22 protein-coding genes are annotated in these 20,195 nt (G+C 59.9%); 11 read left to right on the top strand and 11 right to left on the bottom strand.

From position 1 onward, the window contains the following. Window positions 1–36: 36 nt before the first annotated feature. Together PAE61_RS03835 and PAE61_RS03840 are read left to right on the top strand one after the other, a co-directional pair. Window positions 37–630, top strand: a complete 594-nt coding sequence (locus PAE61_RS03835) for a LysE/ArgO family amino acid transporter (RefSeq protein WP_271114097.1) — start codon at window positions 37–39, stop codon at window positions 628–630. Between the two features lie 4 nt (window positions 631–634). Continuing rightward, entirely contained in the window at window positions 635–1,528 is an 894-nt protein-coding gene (locus PAE61_RS03840) for a DMT family transporter (RefSeq protein WP_271114098.1), read from the top strand. Between the two features lie 14 nt (window positions 1,529–1,542). Here the strand turns inward: PAE61_RS03840 and choV are convergent, their stop codons facing one another. The 3 genes from choV to choX are packed head-to-tail and all read right to left on the bottom strand — an operon-like array spanning window position 1,543 to window position 4,326. Continuing rightward, the gene (gene choV / locus PAE61_RS03845; RefSeq protein WP_271114099.1) at window positions 1,543–2,541 is read right to left on the bottom strand and encodes a choline ABC transporter ATP-binding protein; all 999 of its coding nucleotides are present in this window, start codon (window positions 2,539–2,541) and stop codon (window positions 1,543–1,545) included. Continuing rightward, on the bottom strand, window positions 2,538–3,386 hold the full coding sequence (gene choW / locus PAE61_RS03850) for a choline ABC transporter permease subunit (protein ID WP_271114100.1): 849 nt from the start codon (window positions 3,384–3,386) through the stop codon (window positions 2,538–2,540). Before choW ends, choV begins: the two co-directional genes overlap by 4 nt. A 7-nt stretch (window positions 3,387–3,393) precedes the next feature. Next, complete coding sequence (gene choX / locus PAE61_RS03855; RefSeq protein WP_271114101.1) at window positions 3,394–4,326, bottom strand: choline ABC transporter substrate-binding protein; 933 nt, start codon at window positions 4,324–4,326, stop codon at window positions 3,394–3,396. 378 nt (window positions 4,327–4,704) lie between these two features. Between choX and PAE61_RS03860 the strand changes: the two genes are divergently transcribed. Further along, window positions 4,705–5,160 carry a DUF6389 family protein gene (locus PAE61_RS03860; RefSeq protein ID WP_271114102.1) on the top strand — a complete coding sequence of 152 codons (456 nt, stop codon included), beginning with the start codon at window positions 4,705–4,707 and terminating at the stop codon, window positions 5,158–5,160. Window positions 5,161–5,496: 336 nt separating this feature from the next. Further along, the gene (dnaE, locus tag PAE61_RS03865) at window positions 5,497–8,961 is read left to right on the top strand and encodes a DNA polymerase III subunit alpha (protein ID WP_271114103.1); all 3,465 of its coding nucleotides are present in this window, start codon (window positions 5,497–5,499) and stop codon (window positions 8,959–8,961) included. Between the two features lie 2 nt (window positions 8,962–8,963). Here the strand turns inward: dnaE and PAE61_RS03870 are convergent, their stop codons facing one another. Further along, a complete protein-coding gene (locus PAE61_RS03870) occupies window positions 8,964–10,448 on the bottom strand; it encodes an MATE family efflux transporter (RefSeq protein WP_271114104.1) in 1,485 nt (494 codons plus the stop codon). 172 nt (window positions 10,449–10,620) lie between these two features. On the opposite strand from PAE61_RS03870, the gene yghU reads away from it, so the two are divergent. Then, complete coding sequence (gene yghU, locus PAE61_RS03875) at window positions 10,621–11,493, top strand: glutathione-dependent disulfide-bond oxidoreductase (RefSeq protein WP_271114105.1); 873 nt, start codon at window positions 10,621–10,623, stop codon at window positions 11,491–11,493. Window positions 11,494–11,640: 147 nt separating this feature from the next. Here yghU and PAE61_RS03880 read toward each other — a convergent pair whose 3' ends face one another. After that, entirely contained in the window at window positions 11,641–12,438 is a 798-nt protein-coding gene (locus tag PAE61_RS03880) for an NAD(P)H-binding protein (protein WP_271114106.1), read from the bottom strand. 72 nt (window positions 12,439–12,510) lie between these two features. Here PAE61_RS03880 and PAE61_RS03885 point away from each other — a divergent pair, with 72 nt between their 5' ends. After that, complete coding sequence (locus PAE61_RS03885; protein ID WP_271114107.1) at window positions 12,511–12,924, top strand: winged helix-turn-helix transcriptional regulator; 414 nt, start codon at window positions 12,511–12,513, stop codon at window positions 12,922–12,924. Window positions 12,925–13,060: 136 nt separating this feature from the next. Here PAE61_RS03885 and ilvC read toward each other — a convergent pair whose 3' ends face one another. Further along, a complete protein-coding gene (ilvC, locus tag PAE61_RS03890) occupies window positions 13,061–14,083 on the bottom strand; it encodes a ketol-acid reductoisomerase (RefSeq protein WP_271114108.1) in 1,023 nt (340 codons plus the stop codon). A gap of 133 nt (window positions 14,084–14,216) precedes the next feature. Between ilvC and PAE61_RS03895 the strand changes: the two genes are divergently transcribed. Both PAE61_RS03895 and PAE61_RS03900 read left to right on the top strand, forming a co-directional pair. Next, window positions 14,217–14,672, top strand: coding sequence for an Lrp/AsnC family transcriptional regulator (locus PAE61_RS03895; protein ID WP_271114109.1), 456 nt, complete (start codon window positions 14,217–14,219; stop codon window positions 14,670–14,672). Beyond that, window positions 14,669–15,127: an Lrp/AsnC family transcriptional regulator gene (locus PAE61_RS03900; RefSeq protein WP_271114110.1), complete on the top strand. Its 459-nt coding sequence runs from the start codon at window positions 14,669–14,671 to the stop codon at window positions 15,125–15,127. Before PAE61_RS03895 ends, PAE61_RS03900 begins: the two co-directional genes overlap by 4 nt. Before the next feature lie 51 nt (window positions 15,128–15,178). On the opposite strand, the gene PAE61_RS03905 is transcribed toward PAE61_RS03900, so the two are convergent. After that, complete coding sequence (locus PAE61_RS03905; RefSeq protein WP_271114111.1) at window positions 15,179–16,258, bottom strand: PA0069 family radical SAM protein; 1,080 nt, start codon at window positions 16,256–16,258, stop codon at window positions 15,179–15,181. Between the two features lie 112 nt (window positions 16,259–16,370). Here PAE61_RS03905 and PAE61_RS03910 point away from each other — a divergent pair, with 112 nt between their 5' ends. Continuing rightward, on the top strand, window positions 16,371–16,535 hold the full coding sequence (locus PAE61_RS03910; RefSeq protein WP_271114112.1) for a hypothetical protein: 165 nt from the start codon (window positions 16,371–16,373) through the stop codon (window positions 16,533–16,535). Between the two features lie 3 nt (window positions 16,536–16,538). On the opposite strand, the gene PAE61_RS03915 is transcribed toward PAE61_RS03910, so the two are convergent. Together PAE61_RS03915 and PAE61_RS03920 are read right to left on the bottom strand one after the other, a co-directional pair. Then, a complete protein-coding gene (locus PAE61_RS03915; protein ID WP_271115086.1) occupies window positions 16,539–17,138 on the bottom strand; it encodes an HNH endonuclease in 600 nt (199 codons plus the stop codon). A gap of 258 nt (window positions 17,139–17,396) precedes the next feature. Next, window positions 17,397–18,053 carry an alpha/beta hydrolase gene (locus PAE61_RS03920; protein ID WP_271114113.1) on the bottom strand — a complete coding sequence of 219 codons (657 nt, stop codon included), beginning with the start codon at window positions 18,051–18,053 and terminating at the stop codon, window positions 17,397–17,399. A gap of 158 nt (window positions 18,054–18,211) precedes the next feature. Here PAE61_RS03920 and PAE61_RS17620 point away from each other — a divergent pair, with 158 nt between their 5' ends. Then, window positions 18,212–18,643 carry a TFIIB-type zinc ribbon-containing protein gene (locus tag PAE61_RS17620; RefSeq protein ID WP_434803098.1) on the top strand — a complete coding sequence of 144 codons (432 nt, stop codon included), beginning with the start codon at window positions 18,212–18,214 and terminating at the stop codon, window positions 18,641–18,643. Window positions 18,644–18,707: 64 nt separating this feature from the next. On the opposite strand, the gene purS is transcribed toward PAE61_RS17620, so the two are convergent. Further along, a complete protein-coding gene (gene purS / locus PAE61_RS03930) occupies window positions 18,708–18,947 on the bottom strand; it encodes a phosphoribosylformylglycinamidine synthase subunit PurS (protein ID WP_271114114.1) in 240 nt (79 codons plus the stop codon). Window positions 18,948–18,956: 9 nt separating this feature from the next. Next, window positions 18,957–19,721 (bottom strand): phosphoribosylaminoimidazolesuccinocarboxamide synthase, encoded by a 765-nt coding sequence (purC, locus tag PAE61_RS03935; protein WP_271114115.1) that lies wholly within the window; start codon window positions 19,719–19,721, stop codon window positions 18,957–18,959. A gap of 154 nt (window positions 19,722–19,875) precedes the next feature. Here purC and PAE61_RS03940 point away from each other — a divergent pair, with 154 nt between their 5' ends. After that, entirely contained in the window at window positions 19,876–20,190 is a 315-nt protein-coding gene (locus PAE61_RS03940) for a DUF1476 domain-containing protein (protein ID WP_271114116.1), read from the top strand. The last annotated feature ends 5 nt before the right edge of the window (window positions 20,191–20,195 follow it).

A 20,195-nucleotide genomic window follows, 5' to 3' on the forward strand; every position in this document is an offset into this window, starting at 1 on the left:
AGACAAGAACAATGCCAGAGAAATATGAGGAAACGGATGCACAGCTATCTTGCCGGTCTTGGAACGGGTCTTTCGCTGATCGTGGCAATCGGAGCGCAGAACGCCCTCGTTCTGCGGCAGGGTCTGCTGCGCAGCCATGTATTTGCGGTGTGCCTGTTCTGCGCTGTCTCGGACGCCATCCTCGTCTCGGTCGGCGTTTTCGGGGCGGGGCTGCTGTCGCGTATGGCTCCGTGGTTCACCGAGGTCATGCGTTGGGGCGGCGCGGTTTTTCTGTTGGTTTATGGACTTCGCGCGGCTCTCTCGGCTTTTCGCGGTGGAGATGCCTTGCGCGCCAGCGGACAGGCTCAGCTTTTCTGGCCGACAATGGCGACAGTGGCGGCAATGACCTGGGCGAATCCGCATGTTTATCTGGATACGGTGGTGCTTCTGGGTGCCGTTTCGGCCGATTTCACCGACAAGACCGCCTTTGCCGCCGGTGCCGTGACCGGATCGTTCCTTTTCTTCTTCGCCCTTGGCTATGGGGCGCGGCTTCTGGCCCCGGTCTTCGCCCGTCCCCGCGCCTGGCAGGTACTGGATCTGGGCATCGCCGCGATTATGTGGTCTATCGCTGTCAGGCTGATCAAAGGTTGACGACGTGACCGAGACAATACGCAACGACCTTGCCGGGGTTTTCTGGATGGTCGTGACGGGGCTGTGTTTTGTTGCCGTTAACGGATTGGTCAAATATTTCGGGCAGGGTCTTCCTCCGGCCCAATCGGCTTTTATCCGCTTCCTGTTCGGGCTGGTGCTTCTTGCGCCGATCCTTGTGAAGATCGCCCGACAAGGCATTCCGAAAGATCTGTACGGGCCGTTCATCCTTCGCGGAGCGCTCCATACCCTTGCCGTCATCCTGTGGTTCTATGCGATGACGCAGATCCCCATCGCCGAGGTGACCGCAATCGGCTTTCTCAATCCGATCATCGCGACGCTCGGCGCGGCGATCCTGCTGGGAGAGGCGCTGTCATGGCGTCGCGGCATGGCGATTCTGGTCGCTCTGGGCGGGGCGCTTGTTGTGTTGAGGCCGGGGATGAGAGTGCTGGAGCTGGGGCATCTGGCTCAGATTTCAGCGGCAGTGCTGTTCGGGCTGTCATATCTGGTCGCCCGCAGGGTGGCGCAGCGCGTCCCTGCCGAGATCGTCGTGGCGATGTTGTCCGTCACGGTGCCGATAGGGCTTTTTCCCCTTGCCCTGATCGGCTGGGTCACGCCCGATCCCGGCCAGCTTCTTGGTCTGGCGCTTGTCGCGGTCTTTGCCACGGCTGGCCATTATACGATGACCCGCGCTTTTGCTGTCGCGCCGATGGCCGTGACCCAGCCAGTCACTTTTCTGCAATTGATCTGGGCCGGTTTGCTGGGCATGGCCCTGTTCGCCGAGCCGTTTGACCCGATGGTCATGCTCGGCGGCGGGATCATGATTGCGGCGATCAGCTATATTACCTGGCGCGAAGCGAGACTCCGCGCCAGTGAGGACAGTCAGCGGAATTCCGAATAGTATATGGGGCTGTATCAGCGGCCCGAAAGCCGTGCGAGAACATCACGCCGGTGAACGACGCCGCCACCTTCAAGGGGGCGCGATTCGGCGTCGGACAATGCGGCAAGCAGCTCGCGCAGGGGCATTGAGGGCGGGATTGGTGGTCCCTCGGCGCTGCCCTCAACCGCCAGATCCTCGGCGGTCAGCACGTCCAGCGGGTTCATATGGGCGACGAAATCAGCCACATACGCGCTTGCCGGGGAGGCGATGATTTCGCGGGGTGTGCCGGTCTGCACGATCCTGCCGCCCTCCATCAATGCGATGCGGTTGCCCAGTTTGAACGCCTCATCGAGGTCGTGACTGACGAACAGGATGCTGCGGCGGGTTCTGGCCTGAAGTTCCAGAAGCTCATCCTGCAGGCGGGTGCGGATCAGGGGGTCGAGCGCACTGAAAGGCTCATCCATGAGCAGGATCGGGGCCTCGGTCGCGAAGGCGCGGGCCAGACCGACGCGCTGCTGCATGCCGCCGGACAACTCTCCGACCGGGCGGTCCGCCCAGTCACCAAGGCCGACCGTGGCAAGCTGATCCGTGACGCGTAATCGCCGCTGCGCTTTCGGCATTCCGGCAAGTTCCAGTCCAAGCCCGACATTATCCGCGACGCTGCGCCACGGCAGAAGGCCGAATTGCTGAAACACCATCGAGACATGGTTCAGCCGCAACTGCCGCAAGGTGGCTTTGTCGGCATCGCGCACAGAAATCATCCGATCGCCCATGCGGACCCGCACATCCCCGCGGATCACAGGGTTAAGCCCGTTCACCGCACGCAGCAGCGAGGATTTCCCCGACCCTGACAGCCCCATCAGGACTACGATCTCTCCGTCCTCGACCGTCAGGGTCGCATCATGGACGCCGAGCACGTCGCCGGTAGCTTCCTCAATGGCGCTGCGGTCCAGCCCCTCATCGGCAAGGCTCAGCGCCTGACGGGGCGCATCGCCAAACACGAAAGAGCACGCGTCGAATTCAATTGCCGTCACGATTTTCTCCGGAAGCGCAGAAGCCGGTCCAGCATGATGGCGACCACGACGATGACCAGACCGGATTCGAAGCCAAGCGAGGTATTGACGCTGTTCAGCGCCCGCACCACTGGCACGCCAAGCCCCGACGCTCCGACAAGGGCGGCGATCACGACCATCGAGAGGGACAGCATGATCGTCTGGTTCAGGCCGGCCATGATCTGCGGCAGGGCGCTTGGGATCTCGACCTTCCAGAGAAGCTGGCGCCCGGTTGCACCGAATGCGGTTCCGGCCTCACGCAGGGCGGCGGGCGTCGAGGAAATCCCAAGCTGGGTCAGCCGGATCGGCGCGGGCAGAACGAAGATCACCGTCGCGATCAGCCCTGGCACCATGCCGATTCCGAAAAACACGATGGCCGGGATCAGATAGACGAAAGTCGGCAGGGTCTGCATCAGGTCGAGAAGCGGTCTGACCCATGCATACAGCCTTGGCCGGTGGGCGAGGCCGATGCCGACCGGGACACCCACGCCCATGCAGACCACGCAGGATGCCAGCACCAGCGTCAGAGACTGCATCGTCTCATCCCAGTAATCCTGATTGAGGATGAACAGGAATCCCAGCCCGATCCCTGCCGAAACCAGAACCCGGCGCTGCAGCGCATAGGCAAGCAGCATGAACACCGCGATGAGGGCGAAGGGATGCGGCTCGGTCAGTGCGAACATGATCGCGTCGATCATGGATTGCAGGACCGTGGCAAGCAGGTCGAACACCGCGCGGGCATGGGTGGTCAGCCAGTCGAAGATCCATTCGGCGGCATCGCCGACAGGGATCTTCCGTTCGATGACCAGCTCTGTCAGTCGTTCCAAAAGAGGCTCAGCCTTCCAGCGCCGCAGTCAGCACCTCGACCGCGTCGCGACCGTCCTGCGCCGTCACGCCCTCCAGCCAGATGCTGGCCGCGTCAGGGTTTTCCTTCAGCCAGGAAGTCGCCGCATCCTCGGGCCTTTCCCCGTCATTCAGGATTGCGCCCATGATCTCGTTTTCCATCTCAAGCGAGAATTCGAGATTTTGCAGGAATTTTCCGACATTCGGGCAGTCCGCGACAAAGCCTGCGCGCGTGGTCGTGCGGACCTCTGCGCCGCCCAGGTTGGGGCCGAACACGTCATCGCCACCTTCCAGATAGGTCAGCTCGAACTGGCTGTTCATCGGATGCGGTTCCCAGCCGAGGAAGACGATCGGATTGCCGCTGCCGGTTTCGCGGGCGACCTGCGCCAGCATGCCCTGCTCCGAGGATTCCACCACCTCGAACGTGCCCAGACCGAACTGGTTTTCGGCCACCATTTCGATCAGCAGGCGGTTGCCGTCATTGCCCGGCTCGATCCCGTAGATCTTTCCGTCCAGCTCACCCTGATGTTCGGCAATGGCAGAGAAATCCGTGATGCCCAAATCCGCCCCTGCCTTGTTGGTGGCCAGCGTATATTTCGCGCCGGTCAGATTGACGCGTATCATCTCGATCGTGCCGGCTTCGCGATAGGGGGCGATATCGGCTTCCATTGTCGGCATCCACAGACCGAGGAAGACATCGACATCATTGGTGGACATGGCCGTAAATGTGACCGGCAGCGAGAGAACCCTGATCTCGGTCTCATAGCCGAGCGCATCAAGGATCGTCGTCGCAACAGCCGTGGTTGCGGTGATATCGGTCCAGCCCACATCCGAGAAACTGACCTGCTGGCAGGATTCCGGTTCCTGCGCGAAGGCGGGCAGGGCGAATGCTGAAGTCAGCAGCAAAGCGGCGAAGCGGGTCATGTCGTCTCCTCGAATATTGTCGATTGACCAGTCAATCAGTCCAGCCTCTCCGGGCATCTGCCGGCCGCGCGATGCGCGGATACGAAGCCGTGCGCGGGAGACTAGCGGAAAGACCGAATTAATCAACGTCGCAATCCGGATGATTGTCCGTATGTGATGCGCCGCGTTGCGGTAAGTTGCCGGATGGTAATTTCTTTGTGCTGATTGGGCATCAAAGGGTTAGGAGGGTGGCTGAATACCAGTCCGTTCCGTTTGATTAGGTAAACCGTGTTCAATGGCAGAAGCTGGGGAAACAGCATGTGTTGGCAGATTTGCGGGACATTGCTGTAGGTTGGTCTTGCTGCGAAATTGGTTTAATCGTGTTTTAAGGAAACGTCCGTGATTAATGAAGTTGATGAATACAAGCGGGTTTTGCTCGCGATTCTTCGTGCCCATACAAGCACTGCTCTATCCATGTTGCAGTCGATAAACCGCTGTCTACCAGAGAAAACACGCAGTGTTCGGATCATGGTCCACGTGCCTCAAGACGCAGAGGGGATGTTTTCTGTCGTGGTACATCTCGATGGACCTGACCTATTTGTTCTCAATAAGGCCATCGGCGACTTTCGATATCTTTTTGATGTGCGGGTTGTTAACGGGGCAATCACGCCTGATGTCCCCCTATTCGATCCGTTTGATCAACCTTTCAGTGTGAACGACGCCATCGTGGATATCGCCATGGTTTGGGTGAAAGAATTGTGGGCAACCTTCGGCGGGATGAAGGTTCACCTGCCCGTCACCATAGAGGGAGAAGATGGTTTTGGAAGCACTCCAACAATTTCCCTCACCGTTTGAGCGAAGGCAATGGAACACGAAGCAGGCTCAGCTATGACGGTCACGAACGGCAGCTTTTGAAATCACAATCTTCTCAGTCTTTTTGTCGCACAGCATAATCGTAGAAACATGAGAGAAATGTTGCCGCAATGCACGGACACAGGGAAAGCACGCATGTTACGTCCGCTGCCGGTCTTGCTGCCAAAGGGTGGTCCCGGTCGCCCCGACAGACAAAAAGCCGTGGTTTCCGGCTGACCTGCCGCCCGGCCCGGTTACTGCCCCTCATGACGCCCCTTGCTGCGGATTCTCACGCCTCCGGGAATTGCGCTTTCCGGCATCAGGCCATAGCTTCGCGTCATGCCAGAAAGTCAGCCGCGATTCATTCATCTCCGTACGCATTCCGAGCACTCGCTTCTGGAAGGGGCGGTTCCGGTCAAGAAGCTTGTTGAACTGACGAAGGCAGCGGGAATGCCCGCAGTGGCGCTGACCGATACGAACGCCATGTTCGCCGGGCTGGAGTTCAGCGTGAAGGCGATGGATTCGGGGATCCAGCCGATTATCGGCTGCCAGTGGACGCTGCTTGTAGGGGATGTTTATGGACCCGTCGTCGCGCTTGCGCAGAACCGGCAGGGCTGGCTGAACCTGATGGCGCTGTCCTCGGCGATGTATCTGCGGCAGGGCGGCGATCCGTGGCATATCACCGAGGAGGATCTGACCTCGCGTTCAGAAGGGCTGATCCTGCTGACCGGCGGGGCTGACGGTGCGGTGGGCAGACTGCTTCAGGCGGGCCATGCGGCGGGGGTAGAGGCGCTGCTGCGCCGTCTGAAAGACGCTTTCGGCGATAGGCTTTATGTCGAGCTGACCCGCCACAAGGACGAATCCGGCCGGATCATGGCGACCGAGGCGGCGACCGAGGACAGTTTCATCCGGCTGGCCTATATGCTGGAACTGCCTCTGGTGGCGACGAATGATGTCTATTTCCCCAAACCCGAGATGTATGAGGCGCATGACGCGCTGATCTGCATTTCGGAACGTGCCTATGTGGATCAGTCCCAGCCCCGCCGCCGCCTGACCCCGAACCATGATTTCAAATCGCCCGAGGAAATGGCGCTTCTGTTCGCCGATCTTCCCGAGGCCGTCGACAACACCGTCGAAATCGCCCGCCGCTGCGCTTTTGCCGTCAGCCGCCATAAGCCGATCCTGCCTCGCTTCGCCGATGACGAGGTTGAGGAATTGCGCCGTCAGGCCAAGCAGGGGCTTGAAGAGCGGCTGAAGGTCATCCCCCACGCCGTCAGCGTCGAGGATTACCACAAGCGGCTGGATTTCGAACTTGGCATTATCGAGCAGATGGGTTTCCCCGGCTATTTCCTGATCGTTGCCGATTTCATCAAATGGGCCAAGGATCACGATATTCCGGTCGGACCGGGCAGGGGGTCCGGCGCGGGGTCTTTGGTGGCCTATGCTCTGACGATCACCGATCTGGACCCGCTGCGCTATTCCCTGCTGTTCGAGCGGTTCCTGAACCCGGAACGGGTCAGCATGCCCGACTTCGACATCGATTTCTGCATGGATCGCCGGGAAGAGGTGATCCGCTATGTGCAGGATAAATACGGCGCTGAAAAAGTCGGCCAGATCATTACTTTCGGTGCGCTGCTGTCCAAGGCCGCTGTGCGCGATGTGGGCCGGGTGCTGCAACTGCCCTTCGGTCAGGTGGACCGGCTGTCGAAGATGATCCCGGTCGAAGGCGTGAAGCCGGTCAGCGTCACCAAGGCCATCGCCGAGGAACCCCGCCTGCGCGAGATCCGCGACAAGGAAGAGGTCGTCGCGCGGCTTCTGGACTATGCCGCCAAGGTGGAAGGGCTGTACCGCAACGCCTCGACCCATGCTGCGGGGGTGGTGATCGGCGACCGTCCTCTGGATCAGCTTGTGCCGCTGTATCGTGATCCGGCCTCGGAAATGCCCGCGACGCAATTCAATATGAAATGGGTCGAACAGGCCGGGTTGGTGAAGTTCGACTTTCTGGGTCTGAAAACCCTGACGGTCATCCAGAACGCGGTGGATCTGATCAATGGCGGCGGGCGGCCCCTGCATATCGCCGCCGATGGACGCAAGCTTTACGACCCGCCCGAGGGCGCGGAAAACCAGATCAACGCCATCCCGCTGGATGACAAGGCCAGCTATGAGCTGTTCGCTTCAGCGCGCACCGTGGCCGTGTTCCAGGTGGAAAGCTCGGGCATGATGGACGCGCTGCGGCGCATGAAGCCGACCTGTATCGAGGATATCGTGGCACTTGTGGCGCTGTATCGTCCCGGCCCGATGGAGAACATCCCGACCTATTGCGAGGTCAAGAACGGGCAGCGCGATCTGGAACCGCTGCATCCATCCATCGACCATATCCTTGAGGAAACGCAGGGCATCATCGTCTATCAGGAACAGGTGATGCAGATCGCGCAGGTCATGGCGGGTTACAGCCTTGGCGGCGCCGACCTGCTGCGCCGCGCGATGGGCAAGAAAATCGCCGAGGAAATGGCGAAGGAACGCCCGAAATTCATCAAGGGCAGCGTTGAAAATGGCGTGGATGAGAAGAAGGCAGGCGAAGTCTTTGACCTGCTGGAAAAATTCGCGAATTACGGCTTCAACAAATCCCACGCGGCGGCTTATGCCGTCGTGTCCTATCAGACCGCATGGCTGAAGGCGAACCACCCGGTCGAGTTCATGGCAGGCGTCATGAATTGCGATATCCACCTGACCGAGAAGCTGAGCGTCTATAAACGCGAACTCGACCGCATGGAAATCGAGGTCGTGCCGCCCTGCGTCAACCGCTCGGGCGCGACCTTCACGGTCAAGGAGGGGCGCATCCATTACGCGCTCGGTGCGCTGAAAGGCGTCGGGGTTGAGGCGATGCGGGCCATTGAGACCGTGCGCGGCGATCAGCCCTTCGCCGATATGGTCGATTTCGCCCGCCGCGTCGATCTGCGCCGCGTCGGCAAGCGGGCGCTTGAGATGATGGCGCGGGCAGGGGCGTTTGATCTGCTGGACGATAATCGCGCTCGGGTCATGGCCTCGCTTGACGGGCTGGTGGCGTTTTCCGGGGCCAGCCACGATCAGGCGGCGTCGAACCAGTCATCCCTGTTTGGCGGGGGCGAGGATCTGCCGCCGCCGCGCCCGGTTCTGGCGCAGATCTGGCTGCCATCCGAAAGGCTGGGGCAGGAGCATCAGGCGATCGGGTTCTATCTGTCGGGCCATCCCATCGACGATTATCTGCCCGCGCTGCGCCGGATCGAGGTCAACACACTTGCCGAAATCCGCGCAGCCGCCGCGGCGGGGCCGCTGGTGACCTATATCGCGGGCACGGTGTCCTCACGGCAGGAAAAGAAATCCGCCAAGGGCAATCGTTTTGCCTTTATCGGGGCGTCTGATCCGACCGGGCTATATGAGGCCGTGGTGTTCTCCGACGTGCTGGAAGCCAGCCGGGAACATCTGGAACCCGGCAGCAATGTCGTCATGCAGGTGCAGGTCGAGCCGCAGGGCGATGAGGTCAAGATGCTGGCGCGTTCCGTCGTCCCGCTGGAACAGGCGATTGCCAATGTCGGCCCGGCAGAGCTTGTGCTTCAGATCGGCGAAAGCGTCGATTTTCCGGTGTTGCAGGATACTCTGGTCGGTCTGGATGAGGATCGCGGCAGGCGCGGAAAGCTGATCCTGCGCATCCATGAGGGCGATGAGGTCTATGATATCGAGGTTACGGACCGCGCCCCTGTCGGCCCCAGCGCACGGCAGCGATATCGCGTGGTGCCGGGCGTTCTGGACGTGGTAGAGCAATAGGCTCAGCCTCGCGCAGGCTCATCATGATGCAGGCAGCGCCCGCCGGTCGGTGTGCCGGGCGGCCCTGCCTCGGTGTAGAATGCGGCGGCTGAGGGCTGTGCCTCGGGCGGCGGTGCGGCCTCGACCTGCATATCGTTCGCCTGCCGCCAGTTCCCGAAGCGATACAGCAGCACCGCCATGATCAGCGTGGCGACCATGCCCGCCGGAAAACTCAGCCAGATCGCATCCGCGCCAAGCATGCCCTGCAATCCGTAGGCAAAGCCAAGCCGCACCGGGAACATCGAGATGAACAGGATCATCAGCGGCCAGATCACCTGACCATTCGCGCGGATCGTGGCGAACAGCACCATCGTCACGCCGAAGGGAATGAACCCCCATGTCGCCAGCAGCGCGATATGCCGCCCGATTTCCACCGCGGGCGAGTCCGAACCAAGAAATACCTGCATCGCCAACCGGTCCCCGGCGACCAGAAGCGCGACCAGCCCTCCGGTCAGGATAATATTATAAATGATCCCGATCCGGGTGATCCTGCCCACCCGGTCCCATCGTCCCGCACCGATATTCTGCGCCGCCATTGCACTGACCGCAGCCCCAAGCGCCATCGCCGGCATCTGCACATAGGTCCAGAGCTGCTGCGTCGCCCCGAACGCCGCCGTCGTGTCCACCCCCTGCCGGTTCACCAGACGCATCACCGCCAGCATGGAGCCGGACACCACAACCATCTGAATCCCCATCGGCAGCCCCTTGCGCAGCATCAGCGCGAGGATGGACAGGTCGGGTTTCAGATAGGACAGCTCTGCCCCCCGCAGCCGCAGGGGCAGATCGCGGGCATAGATATAAAACAGCATCGCCCCAAGCGCGATATAATTGGAAATCGCCATCGCGAAGGCCGAGCCGCCGATTCCCATCTCTGGCGCGGGGCCGAGGCCAAGGATGAAGACCGGGTTCAGCACTATGTCCAGCACCACCGCAATGATCATGAAGATCAGCGGCGTGACCGCATCGCCGCTGCCACGCAACGTCATCATCAGCATGGTCATCATCAGAATCGCGGGCAGGGCAAGGAATGTGACCCTCAGAAAATCCCGCGCCAGCGATGTGATGGCCGCATCCGTCCCCAGCAGAGACAGTACCGAGGGCGCAAGAAACCAGCCCAGAACGGCCAGGGTCAGCGCGACCGGCGCGAATGTACCGATAGCGGTTCCGACGACGCGCCTTGCCGCGTTGATATCTCCGCGCCCGAAGGACTGCCCGACAAGGATCGTAGAGGCCATGCCGAAGCCGAACACGAATGCCGTCATCAGGAACATGACCAGATTGCCGTTCGTCGTCGCGGCCACCGCATTCGGCCCGATCAGCTGCCCCACCCAGACCGTCGCCAGCGACCCATTCGCCGATTGCAGCATCGACGATGCCAGTGTCGGCAGCGCAAAGGTCAGAAGCGTCGCAGCTATGGGCGCTGTGGTGAGGTTGTTCCGAGCAGTCATGATCTGATCCGCGACTTGTTAAGGGTGGCACGGCCGCTGACGGCGCGGGGGTCCGCCTCCGGGCCTAATCCAGTTTCTGCGGCTTGTCAGCGTCTCTTTTTCCGGCTGAGGTTGAAACCTGCCGCCTGGGCGCTCAGTTTGAGGCAAGGCTAACGACATCGCAGGATAGACCATGAGTGACGAATACACCCCGCCGGACGTCTGGAAATGGGAACCGGGCAATGGCGGCAAATTTGCCAGCACCAACCGGCCCACCGCCGGCGCAACCCATGACAAGGAAAGCCCGGTCGGCAAGCACCCGATCCAGCTTTATTCGCTGGCCACGCCCAACGGGCAGAAGGTCACGATCATGCTGGAAGAGCTGCTGGCCAAGGGTCACGCAGGCGCGGAATACGATGCCTGGCTGATCGATATCGGCGCGGGCGACCAGTTCGGCAGCGGCTTCGTTTCCGTGAACCCGAACTCGAAGATCCCGGCGATGATGGATCATTCCGTCAACCCGCCGCAGCGCGTCTTCGAATCCGGCTCGATCCTGCTGTATCTGGCCGAGAAATTCGATGAGTTCCTGCCCGAAGGTCCCTCCGCGCGGACCGAGGCGCTGAACTGGCTGTTCTGGCAGATGGGCTCTGCCCCCTTCGTGGGCGGCGGGTTCGGGCATTTTTACCATTATGCGCCGGAAAAGATCAAATACGCCATCGACCGCTATACGATGGAAACCAAGCGCCAGCTTGATGTGCTGGACCAGCATCTTGCCGATAACCGCTTCATGGCGGGTGAGGAATATTCCATCGCCGATATGGCGATCTTCCCGTGGTATGGCCGCCTGACGACCGGCGGCGTCTATGGCGAGGCTGTAACCTTCCTTGAGGGCAAGAGCTACAAGAACGTTCTCCGCTGGAATGACGAAATCGCCGCGCGTCCCGCCGTGCAGCGCGGCCTGATGGTCAACCGCACCTCCGGCGATGCGGCGGGGCAGTTGCATGAGCGTCACGATGCGTCGGATTTCGACACGAAGACGCAGGATAAGGTCGGGGCAGCGGAGTGAAACAGGAACCGCCCGGATGACAACTCCGGGCGCTTCCTTTCTGCAGCAACAGAGGGCAGGCACTTGTCCGGCAGTGCGATGCGCTTCCTAACGGGCTGAACGCTGTTGGCAGGTTTTTCTGAAAAGATGTTTCTGATATACGATCATCTATCCAGAAGCTTGAGCTATGCTGCTTGCCACTGCAAGGGCGTCCGCCGGTTCGGGTACAAGTTCCAGCAAGTCGGTTCTGGCAGCCTCCAGAAAGCCGGCCGCGGCTGTGGACGAGATAGATAGCAGCATTGGGGGCTGGAAAGGCAAGAGTGACAACCCCGCGAGACGTAAGCGTTCATCTGCGAATGTTCCTGGCCTATACGAAGCGCCGATACTCTCAGCTAGCTCAGGCAGAGAAAAAGCCTTGCAGCCAGCCAGTTCGTAGCTGCGTCCGGCATGTAAAGAAGGGTTAGCGAGTATTCTGACTGCCGCAAGAGCTAAGTCGTGTCGTGCCACCGCAGAAATTCGACCTTGTCCGAAAGGTGTAATGATCCTTCCGCCTTGAGGTGTTGCAAGCGCTCCGATCAGTTCGGCATAGAGACCGTTGCGCATTATTGTCCAACTCATTCCGCTGGCTTTGATTTCGCGTTCGGTCCAGCGGTGTGCCAAAGCGAAGACGAGGTGATCACTCGCTTCACTGAGACTCGTGTAGATCACATGCCTGACACCTTGCTTTCGCGCGGCTTCCAGTACCGCACCGTGCCGACGCATGACAACGTCATCCTCTGCGTAGCCTGCAGATGTAAGAAACAGGACATCAATCCCGTCGAAGTCGAGTGTTGTCGGGTCATCGAAATCCATGACGCGATCTGCTGCTGGCGATCGGCTTGCGGTGAGAACAGGTAGGTTGAGCTGCCTAGAAAGCACCACAATCTGGGAAGCGAGCTGGCCTGAAGCGCCGGTCACAAGGATCATGTCGTTTCCTTTTTGAAATTACTGTCCCACCCATCTAGTCTCACTAAATATGCTGCGTAAGGAGGCACAAATTTGTATGAAACGAACACGGATGTGCGCTCTTCCTCATCGCTTGAGCCGTGTGGTTCCGACGATCATGACGACTGTGGAATCCGTCTCATTCTGGATCGTCTGGGTGAGCGGTGGACCGTCATGGCGCTGGCGGAACTGTCGGTGGGGCCGCGACGCTATAGAGAGTTGGAGCGGGCGTTGGAAGGAATTTCACAGCGAATGATGACGTTGACTTTGAGGAGAATGGAACGTGATGGCTACGTCCTTCGCCATGTCGAGAAAACGATACCGCCCAAGGTGACTTACGAATTGTCGGAGCTTGGTCGCTCGTTCGCTGCTCAAGTCGCCATGCTTGTTGGTTGGACCAGGCAGAACAAAAGCGTCATCGAAAGGGCGCAAGTCAATTTTGATGCCCAGTTAGAAAAGAAAGAATAAAACCAATAAAACCCTTGTCGGTTTTTGCCCTCTTCTTTGTCTTGGTTTTGATGCAGGGCTGGCTTTCTAAATTTGCGGCGATTGAAAAAGCCCGGGACATCGCGCCCCGGGCCTTCTCATTCCATAAACCGAAACCTCAGTTCCGCTCTTTGTCCACCATCTTGCCCTTGGAAATCCAAGGCATCATCTCGCGCAGCTTCGCGCCGACCTGCTCAATCTGGTGTTCGTCGTTGATGCGGCGGGTGGCCTTGAAGGACGGCTGACCGACCGCGTTTTCCTGCATGAAGTCGCGCACGAACTTGCCGGACTGGATGTCGGTCAGAACCTCTTTCATGCGGCGCTTGGTTTCCTCGTAAGGCAGGATGCGCGGGCCGCTGACATATTCGCCATATTCGGCAGTGTTGCTGATCGAATAGTTCATATTCGCAATCCCGCCCTCATAGATCAGGTCGACGATCAGCTTGACCTCATGCAGGCACTCGAAATAGGCCATTTCGGGTTCATAGCCAGCCTCGACCAGCGTTTCGAAGCCCATGCGGATCAGTTCGACCAGACCGCCGCACAATACGGCCTGCTCGCCGAACAGGTCGGTTTCGCATTCCTGACGGAAATTGGTTTCGATAATGCCCGAACGACCGCCACCAATGGCCGAGCAATAGGACAGCGCGATATCCATTGCCTTGCCGGTCGCATCGTTATCAACCGCGACCAGACAGGGCACGCCGCCGCCTTTGACATATTCGCCGCGCACGGTGTGGCCGGGGCCTTTCGGGGCCATCATGATGACATCGACGCCGTCTTTCGGCTCAATCAGGCCGAAATGCACGTTCAAACCGTGCGCAAATGCAATCGCCGCGCCTTCGCGCAGATTGTCATGGACGTATTTTTTGTAGGTCTCTGCCTGCAATTCGTCGGGCATGGTGAACATCATCAGGTCGCACCATTTGGCGGCCTCTTCGATGCCCATGACCTGCAGCCCCTCGCCCTCGGCCTTGGCTTTCGACGGAGAACCCTCGCGCAGCGCCACGGCGACATTCTTGGCACCCGAATCGCGCAGGTTCAGCGCGTGGGCATGGCCTTGCGAGCCATAGCCCAGAATGGCGATCTTCTTGTCCTTGATCAGATTCACATCGCAGTCGCGGTCGTAGTAAACACGCATCGTGGCGCTCCTTCTTCTCGGTTTTTCTGATCATGTGATACGAATAATTCCGCTGGAGATCTGTGCAATTTTGGCATTAATATCCTAAAATATGAAAAAATCATGCCCATAAATAAAATGAAGAATAAAAATCATGCCCGATACGACGGATCGCCGCATTCTCCGCCAGCTTCTGGCCGATCCCGATCAGCCTCCGGCATTGCTGGCGGAACGTGCCGGGGTGACGTCGGCTACGCTCTGGCGGCGGATCGAGAAGATGCGTGCAACAGGGATCATTGCCGGGCAGGAAGCGCGGATCGACTGGCGCAAGCTGGGTTATGAGGTTGAGGTCAGTCTGAGATTCACGCTGGATAAAACCAACCCCCGCGCCTTCGACGAATTCACCGCCGCCGCGCGGGAGGTGCCCGAGGTGATCGAGATCCAGACCTTTCTCGGCAGCGTCGATTTCCGCCTGTCGGTGATTGCGCGTGACATGGCGCATTGGCAGGAAATCTATCGCGAACGCATCCTGACCCTGCCGCATGTCGAGGCTAGCGATGCGTTGATGCTGGTTTCAACCATCAAGAACAGTGCGGAGTTGCCGCTGTGACGCCTGACGCGACAGATCTGAAGATCCTGAGGCTTTTGTCGCGGGACGCCACGCTTGGCGCGGCCGAGTTGGGGCGAAGCCTTGGCATGACTCAGCCCGCGACATGGCGGCGGATCAGGCGGCTTCGCGATGAAGGGATCATCTCGGGGCAGCATGTGGTGCTGGACAATGCGGCGCTTGGTTTCGGGGTGACGGTGTTTCTGGGCATTCGGCTGGCGACGAAGGGGCGGACCAGTCTTGAGGAATTCGAACGCGCCGTGACTGCCATCCCCGAGGTGCAGCTTGTACAGCATGTGCTGGGGCAGTTTGATTATCGCCTGAGGATCGTGGCCCGTGACATCGCCGATTTCGAACGCATCCTGCGCCGCCGCATCATGACCCTTCCGGGGCTTGGGCAGGTCGAAGCGAATGTGATGCTGTCGGAAGAGCGCAGGCCGGGGCCGCTGGCAGGGTAGGGCAGAGGTTTCGGGGATATGTGTTGCAGGAGCCGGGTGCATTGCCGGGCTTCAGAACAGCGTCAACTGATCCCCTTTGCGGGGTGGAGGCCCGAAGCGTGAGCGATCCAGCGGCGGCGTGGTTTCGGCATATCCCAGCCGTTTCCGCGCAAGAAGGAAGCGTTTCATCATCAGTTCCGCCTCGATCCCTTCGCCGCGCATCCGGCTGCCGAAGCGCGGATCGTTATCGCGCCCGCCGCGCATCGCATTCACCCGATTCATGACATGCCGCGCCGCATCGGGGTGATGACGGTCCAGCCAGTCCCGGAACAGCGGCGCGACTTCATATGGCAGGCGCAGGGGAATCATGCTGGCATTCGTCGCGCCGGCTTCTCGCGCGGCGTCAAGGATGCGCTCTATTTCCGGCTCGGTCAGGACGGGGATGACGGGGGCGACCATGACGCGGATCTGGATACCTGCCGCCGCCATTTCGCGGATCATCCTGAGGCGGGTGGCCGGAGTCGGGGCGCGTGGCTCCATATTGCGGGCGAGGGTGGCGTCAAGCGTTGTGATCGACACGCCCACATGGACAAGTTGCCGCTTCGCCATTTCCGCCAGCAAGGGCAGGTCTCTCAGCACGGTCTGGCCGCGTGTGACAAGGCTGGCCGGGTGATTCCAGTCCAGAAGGACGCGCCAGAGATCAGGCATGATGCGCCGCTTTGCCTCAACAGGCTGATACGGGTCGGTATTGGTGCCGAAGGCAATCGGAGCGACGCGATAGCCGGGCCGCGCCAGCTCTGCCTCAAGCAGCTTCGCGGCGGTTGGTTTTGCCGTGATCCGGGTTTCAAAATCCAGACCCGGAGACAGCCCCCAATAGGCATGGCTTGGACGCGCGAAACAATAGATGCACCCATGTTCGCATCCGCGATAGGGGTTGATCGAGCGGTCGAAGGGCACATCCGGAGACTGGTTGCGGGTGATGATGCTGCGCGGATATTCGTCCGTCACCTCGGTCCTCAGAAGCCGCGTTTCCTCGACCAGATCCCAGCCGTCATGTTCGCGCTCCGGGTGCAGCCGGTCGAATCGATTCGCCGGGCGCGTATCCGCACCACGGGCTTTCAGCGTTTCGTCGGGATTGCGAGGCGGCAACATGTGATTTGTCTAGAACAAAATAAGAACATTGTCCAGCCAATCAAGGTTTTGGGGTGCGGTTCTTCCCATTCTCCCGCCGGTTGCCCATATTAACGACGAAGGGAGATTTGAGATGCCACTGCCACAATTTCTTCTGATGATCGTTGCCGTCGTTCTTGCCGCTGCTGCAACGCTTTGGTTCAGCCTAGCGAATGGCGTGCCGGTTGTCGGACTGGCCCTGGCGGCTCTGATCGCGGCGGCGGTCCTTCGTTTCACCCGCGACGATCACCGGCTGTAAAGCTCAGCTTTCCAGCTCGGCATCCCAGTAAAGGAAATCCATCCAGGTTTCATGCAGATGGTTCGGCGGAAAGCGGCGGCCCATTTTATGCATGTCCTCGGAACTTGGCTGCTGAGGCGGGCGACGCAGATTCAGCCCGCAATGCCGCAGCGAGCGGTTCGCCTTGCGCAGATTGCAGGGTGAGCAGGCGGCGACCACGTTTTCCCAGCTCGTGACGCCCCCACGGGACCGTGGAACGACGTGATCGAAGGTCAGATCGCCTTTCGATCCGCAATACTGACACTCGAAACCGTCCCTCAGAAAAAGATTGAAGCGCGTGAATGCCACGCGCTTCTGCGGTTTGATATAATCTTTCAGGACAACGACCGACGGTATTCGGAAAGCCTGTCTCTGGCTGTGAACGAATTCATCATATTCGGCGATAATCGACACACGATCCAGAAACACGGCCTTGATCGCTTCCTGCCAGGGCCAAAGCGACAACGGATAATAGCTGAGAGGTCGATAATCCGCGTTAAGAACAAGTGCCGGAAAATGACGCAGCGCGACGGGTTCGCGCACAAACTGCGTCCTGAAATCTGCGTGTTGGTGGTCGTCGAGCATCCGTAGCCCCGCTTTGCAGGTCATTCACCATATCGCCTGAGCCTGACTATATCTCGGGGTAAAGATCAGACAAGCCCCTGAATGTTGTCGAAGTAATATCCTCCGCTCGTGACGCCAATGTGACACGGAACCGGTTCTATGCAGGAAAATGACGCCTATCCTGTCGCGCGATGTATCACGGGCAATGCGCTGAGTCTTCCGGATTTTCGCGGTGGCGGAAATTCCGGCGTCGGGGTGTCCGACCGGGCGTATCCGCTTCTATTCCGGCAGATGTTCCCGAAGAAATTCCAGTGCCGCCTGAAGCCCATCCTGAGAGATGCCGTGGGGCGTTCCCCGCATGACATGGGTCGAGACTCCGAACCCCGCCGCCGCAAGCCCGTCTGCGGCCTTGGCCAGATCGGTGAACGGCACCACCGGGTCCTGATCTCCGTGCAGAAGCAGAACCGGCGGTTTGACCTTGGCCTCGGCGGAAAGAAGTTCCGGGGCCAGAAGCCTGCCGGAAAATCCGATGACGCAGGCAATCTGCTGCGACCTGCGCGGCACCACATGCAGGGCCATCATGGTTCCCTGCGAAAAACCGATCACCGCAAGACGGTCCGCGCCGATCCCTTCGGCCTTTAGAACCGTATCAAGAAATGCATTCACATCCTGCACGGCCTCACCCATCGAGGCGCGGGCCTGTTCCTCGGTCGAGCCGTCCATCCACGGGATCGGAAACCACTGGCGCCCGAACGGGTTTACCGTGCTGCGCTCGGCGGCGTCGGGGGCATAGAAGGCCGTTCCCGGCAGATGCGGACCCAGTACATCAGCGAGGCTCAGAAGATCGGCCCCGTCGGCACCATAGCCGTGCAGGAACACGACGGCACGGGTGGCGTTTTCGGGACCCTTGCGTTCGGATTGCAGTTCGCGCGGCATGATGGTTCCTTCTTGGGGAATGCTGCAAAAGACTTACGCCGGGCCTTGGTTGCCTTCAACCGCAGCGGAACCGATATTTACCAACTCGTCCAGCAGATCTTGCAAGCCGCGTATCGGACCCCATTTCCCTATTGAGCCAATATGAGGAATTTTTGCCGATGAAATGTCCGGTTGATGACGAAACCCTGCTGATGACCACGCGTAACGGAGTCGAGATCGACTATTGCCCGAAATGCCGCGGCGTCTGGCTGGACAGGGGAGAGCTGGACAAGATCATCGAAAGAAGCGCCTCCGAGGCGACACCGCCGGTGACCTTGCGCGAACCGATCCGGGAAGAACAGGCAGCGTTCGGCCATGCCGCAGAGCCGCGCCGCGATATTCCTGAAACGACCCCGCGCAATGAGATGGGCTATCGCGACCGGCTCGACCGGTTTCTGGCCGATGAGCAGCGCCGGGGCGGGCAGGATTCGTTCTATGACCGGGGCATGCACGGACGCGACCATGACGATGATGACGATTATCGCGACGGCTATAAGCGCAAGCACAAGAAGAAGCGTGACAGCTTCCTGAAGGATCTTTTCGACTTCTGAGGCAAGCCGGATCGGGCAGCGACCGCCTGAGACGCGGAGGCCGCCCGAATCGGAGCCGGGCGGCTCAGCCGATCTCCACCGAGTATTTCTCGATCACCGTGTTCGCCAGAAGTCCCTCGCACATGCGGGTGACCTCTGTGCGGGCGGTTTCGGGGTCGGTCTCGTCAAGCTCAAGCTCGATGATCTTGCCCTGACGGACCCCGTTCACGCCCTGATGGCCCAGACTGCCAAGCGCATGTCGGATCGCCTCGCCCTGCGGGTCGAGAACGCCGTCTTTCAGCATGATGGTCACGCGGGCTTTCATGGGTAATCCTCAGTTGATCAGAGTGGGCTTGTTCATGGGCGTGGCATTGGCGGGCATCAGGCCCAACCGGCGCGCGACCTCTGTATAGGCATCGGTCAGATTGCCCAGATCGCGGCGGAAGACATCCTTGTCCAGCTTCTGCCCGGTTTTCACGTCCCAGAGACGGCAGGAATCGGGGCTGATCTCATCGGCCACGATCAGCCGCATGAAATCGCCGTCCCAAATCCGGCCGATCTCGATCTTGAAGTCGATCAGCTTGATGCCGACGCCGAAGAACACACCCGACAGGAAATCGTTCACCCTCAGGGCGAGGCTGACAATATCGTCCAGATCCTGCTGAGACGCCCAACCGAATGCGATGACATATTCCTCGGACACCATCGGATCGCCGAGTTCATCATTCTTGAAGCTGTATTCCACGATGGGGCGGGGAAGCTGCGTGCCTTCCTCAAGCCCCAGACGCTTGGACAGCGAGCCGGCGGCGAAATTGCGCACGATCACTTCAAGCGGAATGATTTCCACCTGCCGGATCAGTTGCTCGCGCATATTGATGCGGCGTATGAAGTGGTTCGGCACGCCGATATTGGTCAGGCCGGACATGAAGAACTCGGACAGGCGGTTATTCAGCACGCCCTTGCCTTCGATGGTCGCCTTTTTCTGCGCGTTGAAGGCGGTGGCGTCGTCCTTGAAATACTGCACCAGCGTACCCGGCTCGGTGCCTTCATACAGGATTTTCGCCTTGCCTTCATAGATCTTCTTGCGCCTTGGTGCCATATGCGGGGCGTCCTTTCAGGGCGGAGTGGGAGTCCGTCATGGCTATAGGCGCAAACAGCGGTGGCGGCAATACTGGGACAGGGCGCATCGTGATACGGGGTTGTGATATAAGGGCTCTATGAGCATATGGGATATGGATGTTTAGGAGACATGTATGACCACCTTTGACGACCGCGAACGCTCATATGAGGCGAAGTTTGCCCGCGATGCCGATCTGCAGTTCAAGGCAGAGGCGCGCCGTAACCGGCTTCTGGGCGAATGGGCCGCTGAGCAGCTTGGAAAGACCGGAGAGGATGCCAAAGCCTATGCTCTGAGCGTCGTGACCTCGGATTTCGAGGAACCGGGCGATGAAGATGTCTTCCGCAAGGTCTCTGCCGATCTGGAAGGCAAGGCGGATGAGGCGCAGATCCGGGCCAAGATGGCCGAGCTGGTCGGTGTGGCACGTCAGCAGATCATCAACGAAAGCTGAGCCCA

It is taken from the genome of Paracoccus aerodenitrificans (assembly GCF_027913215.1).
Taxonomy (GTDB): Bacteria; Pseudomonadota; Alphaproteobacteria; order Rhodobacterales; family Rhodobacteraceae; genus Paracoccus; species Paracoccus aerodenitrificans.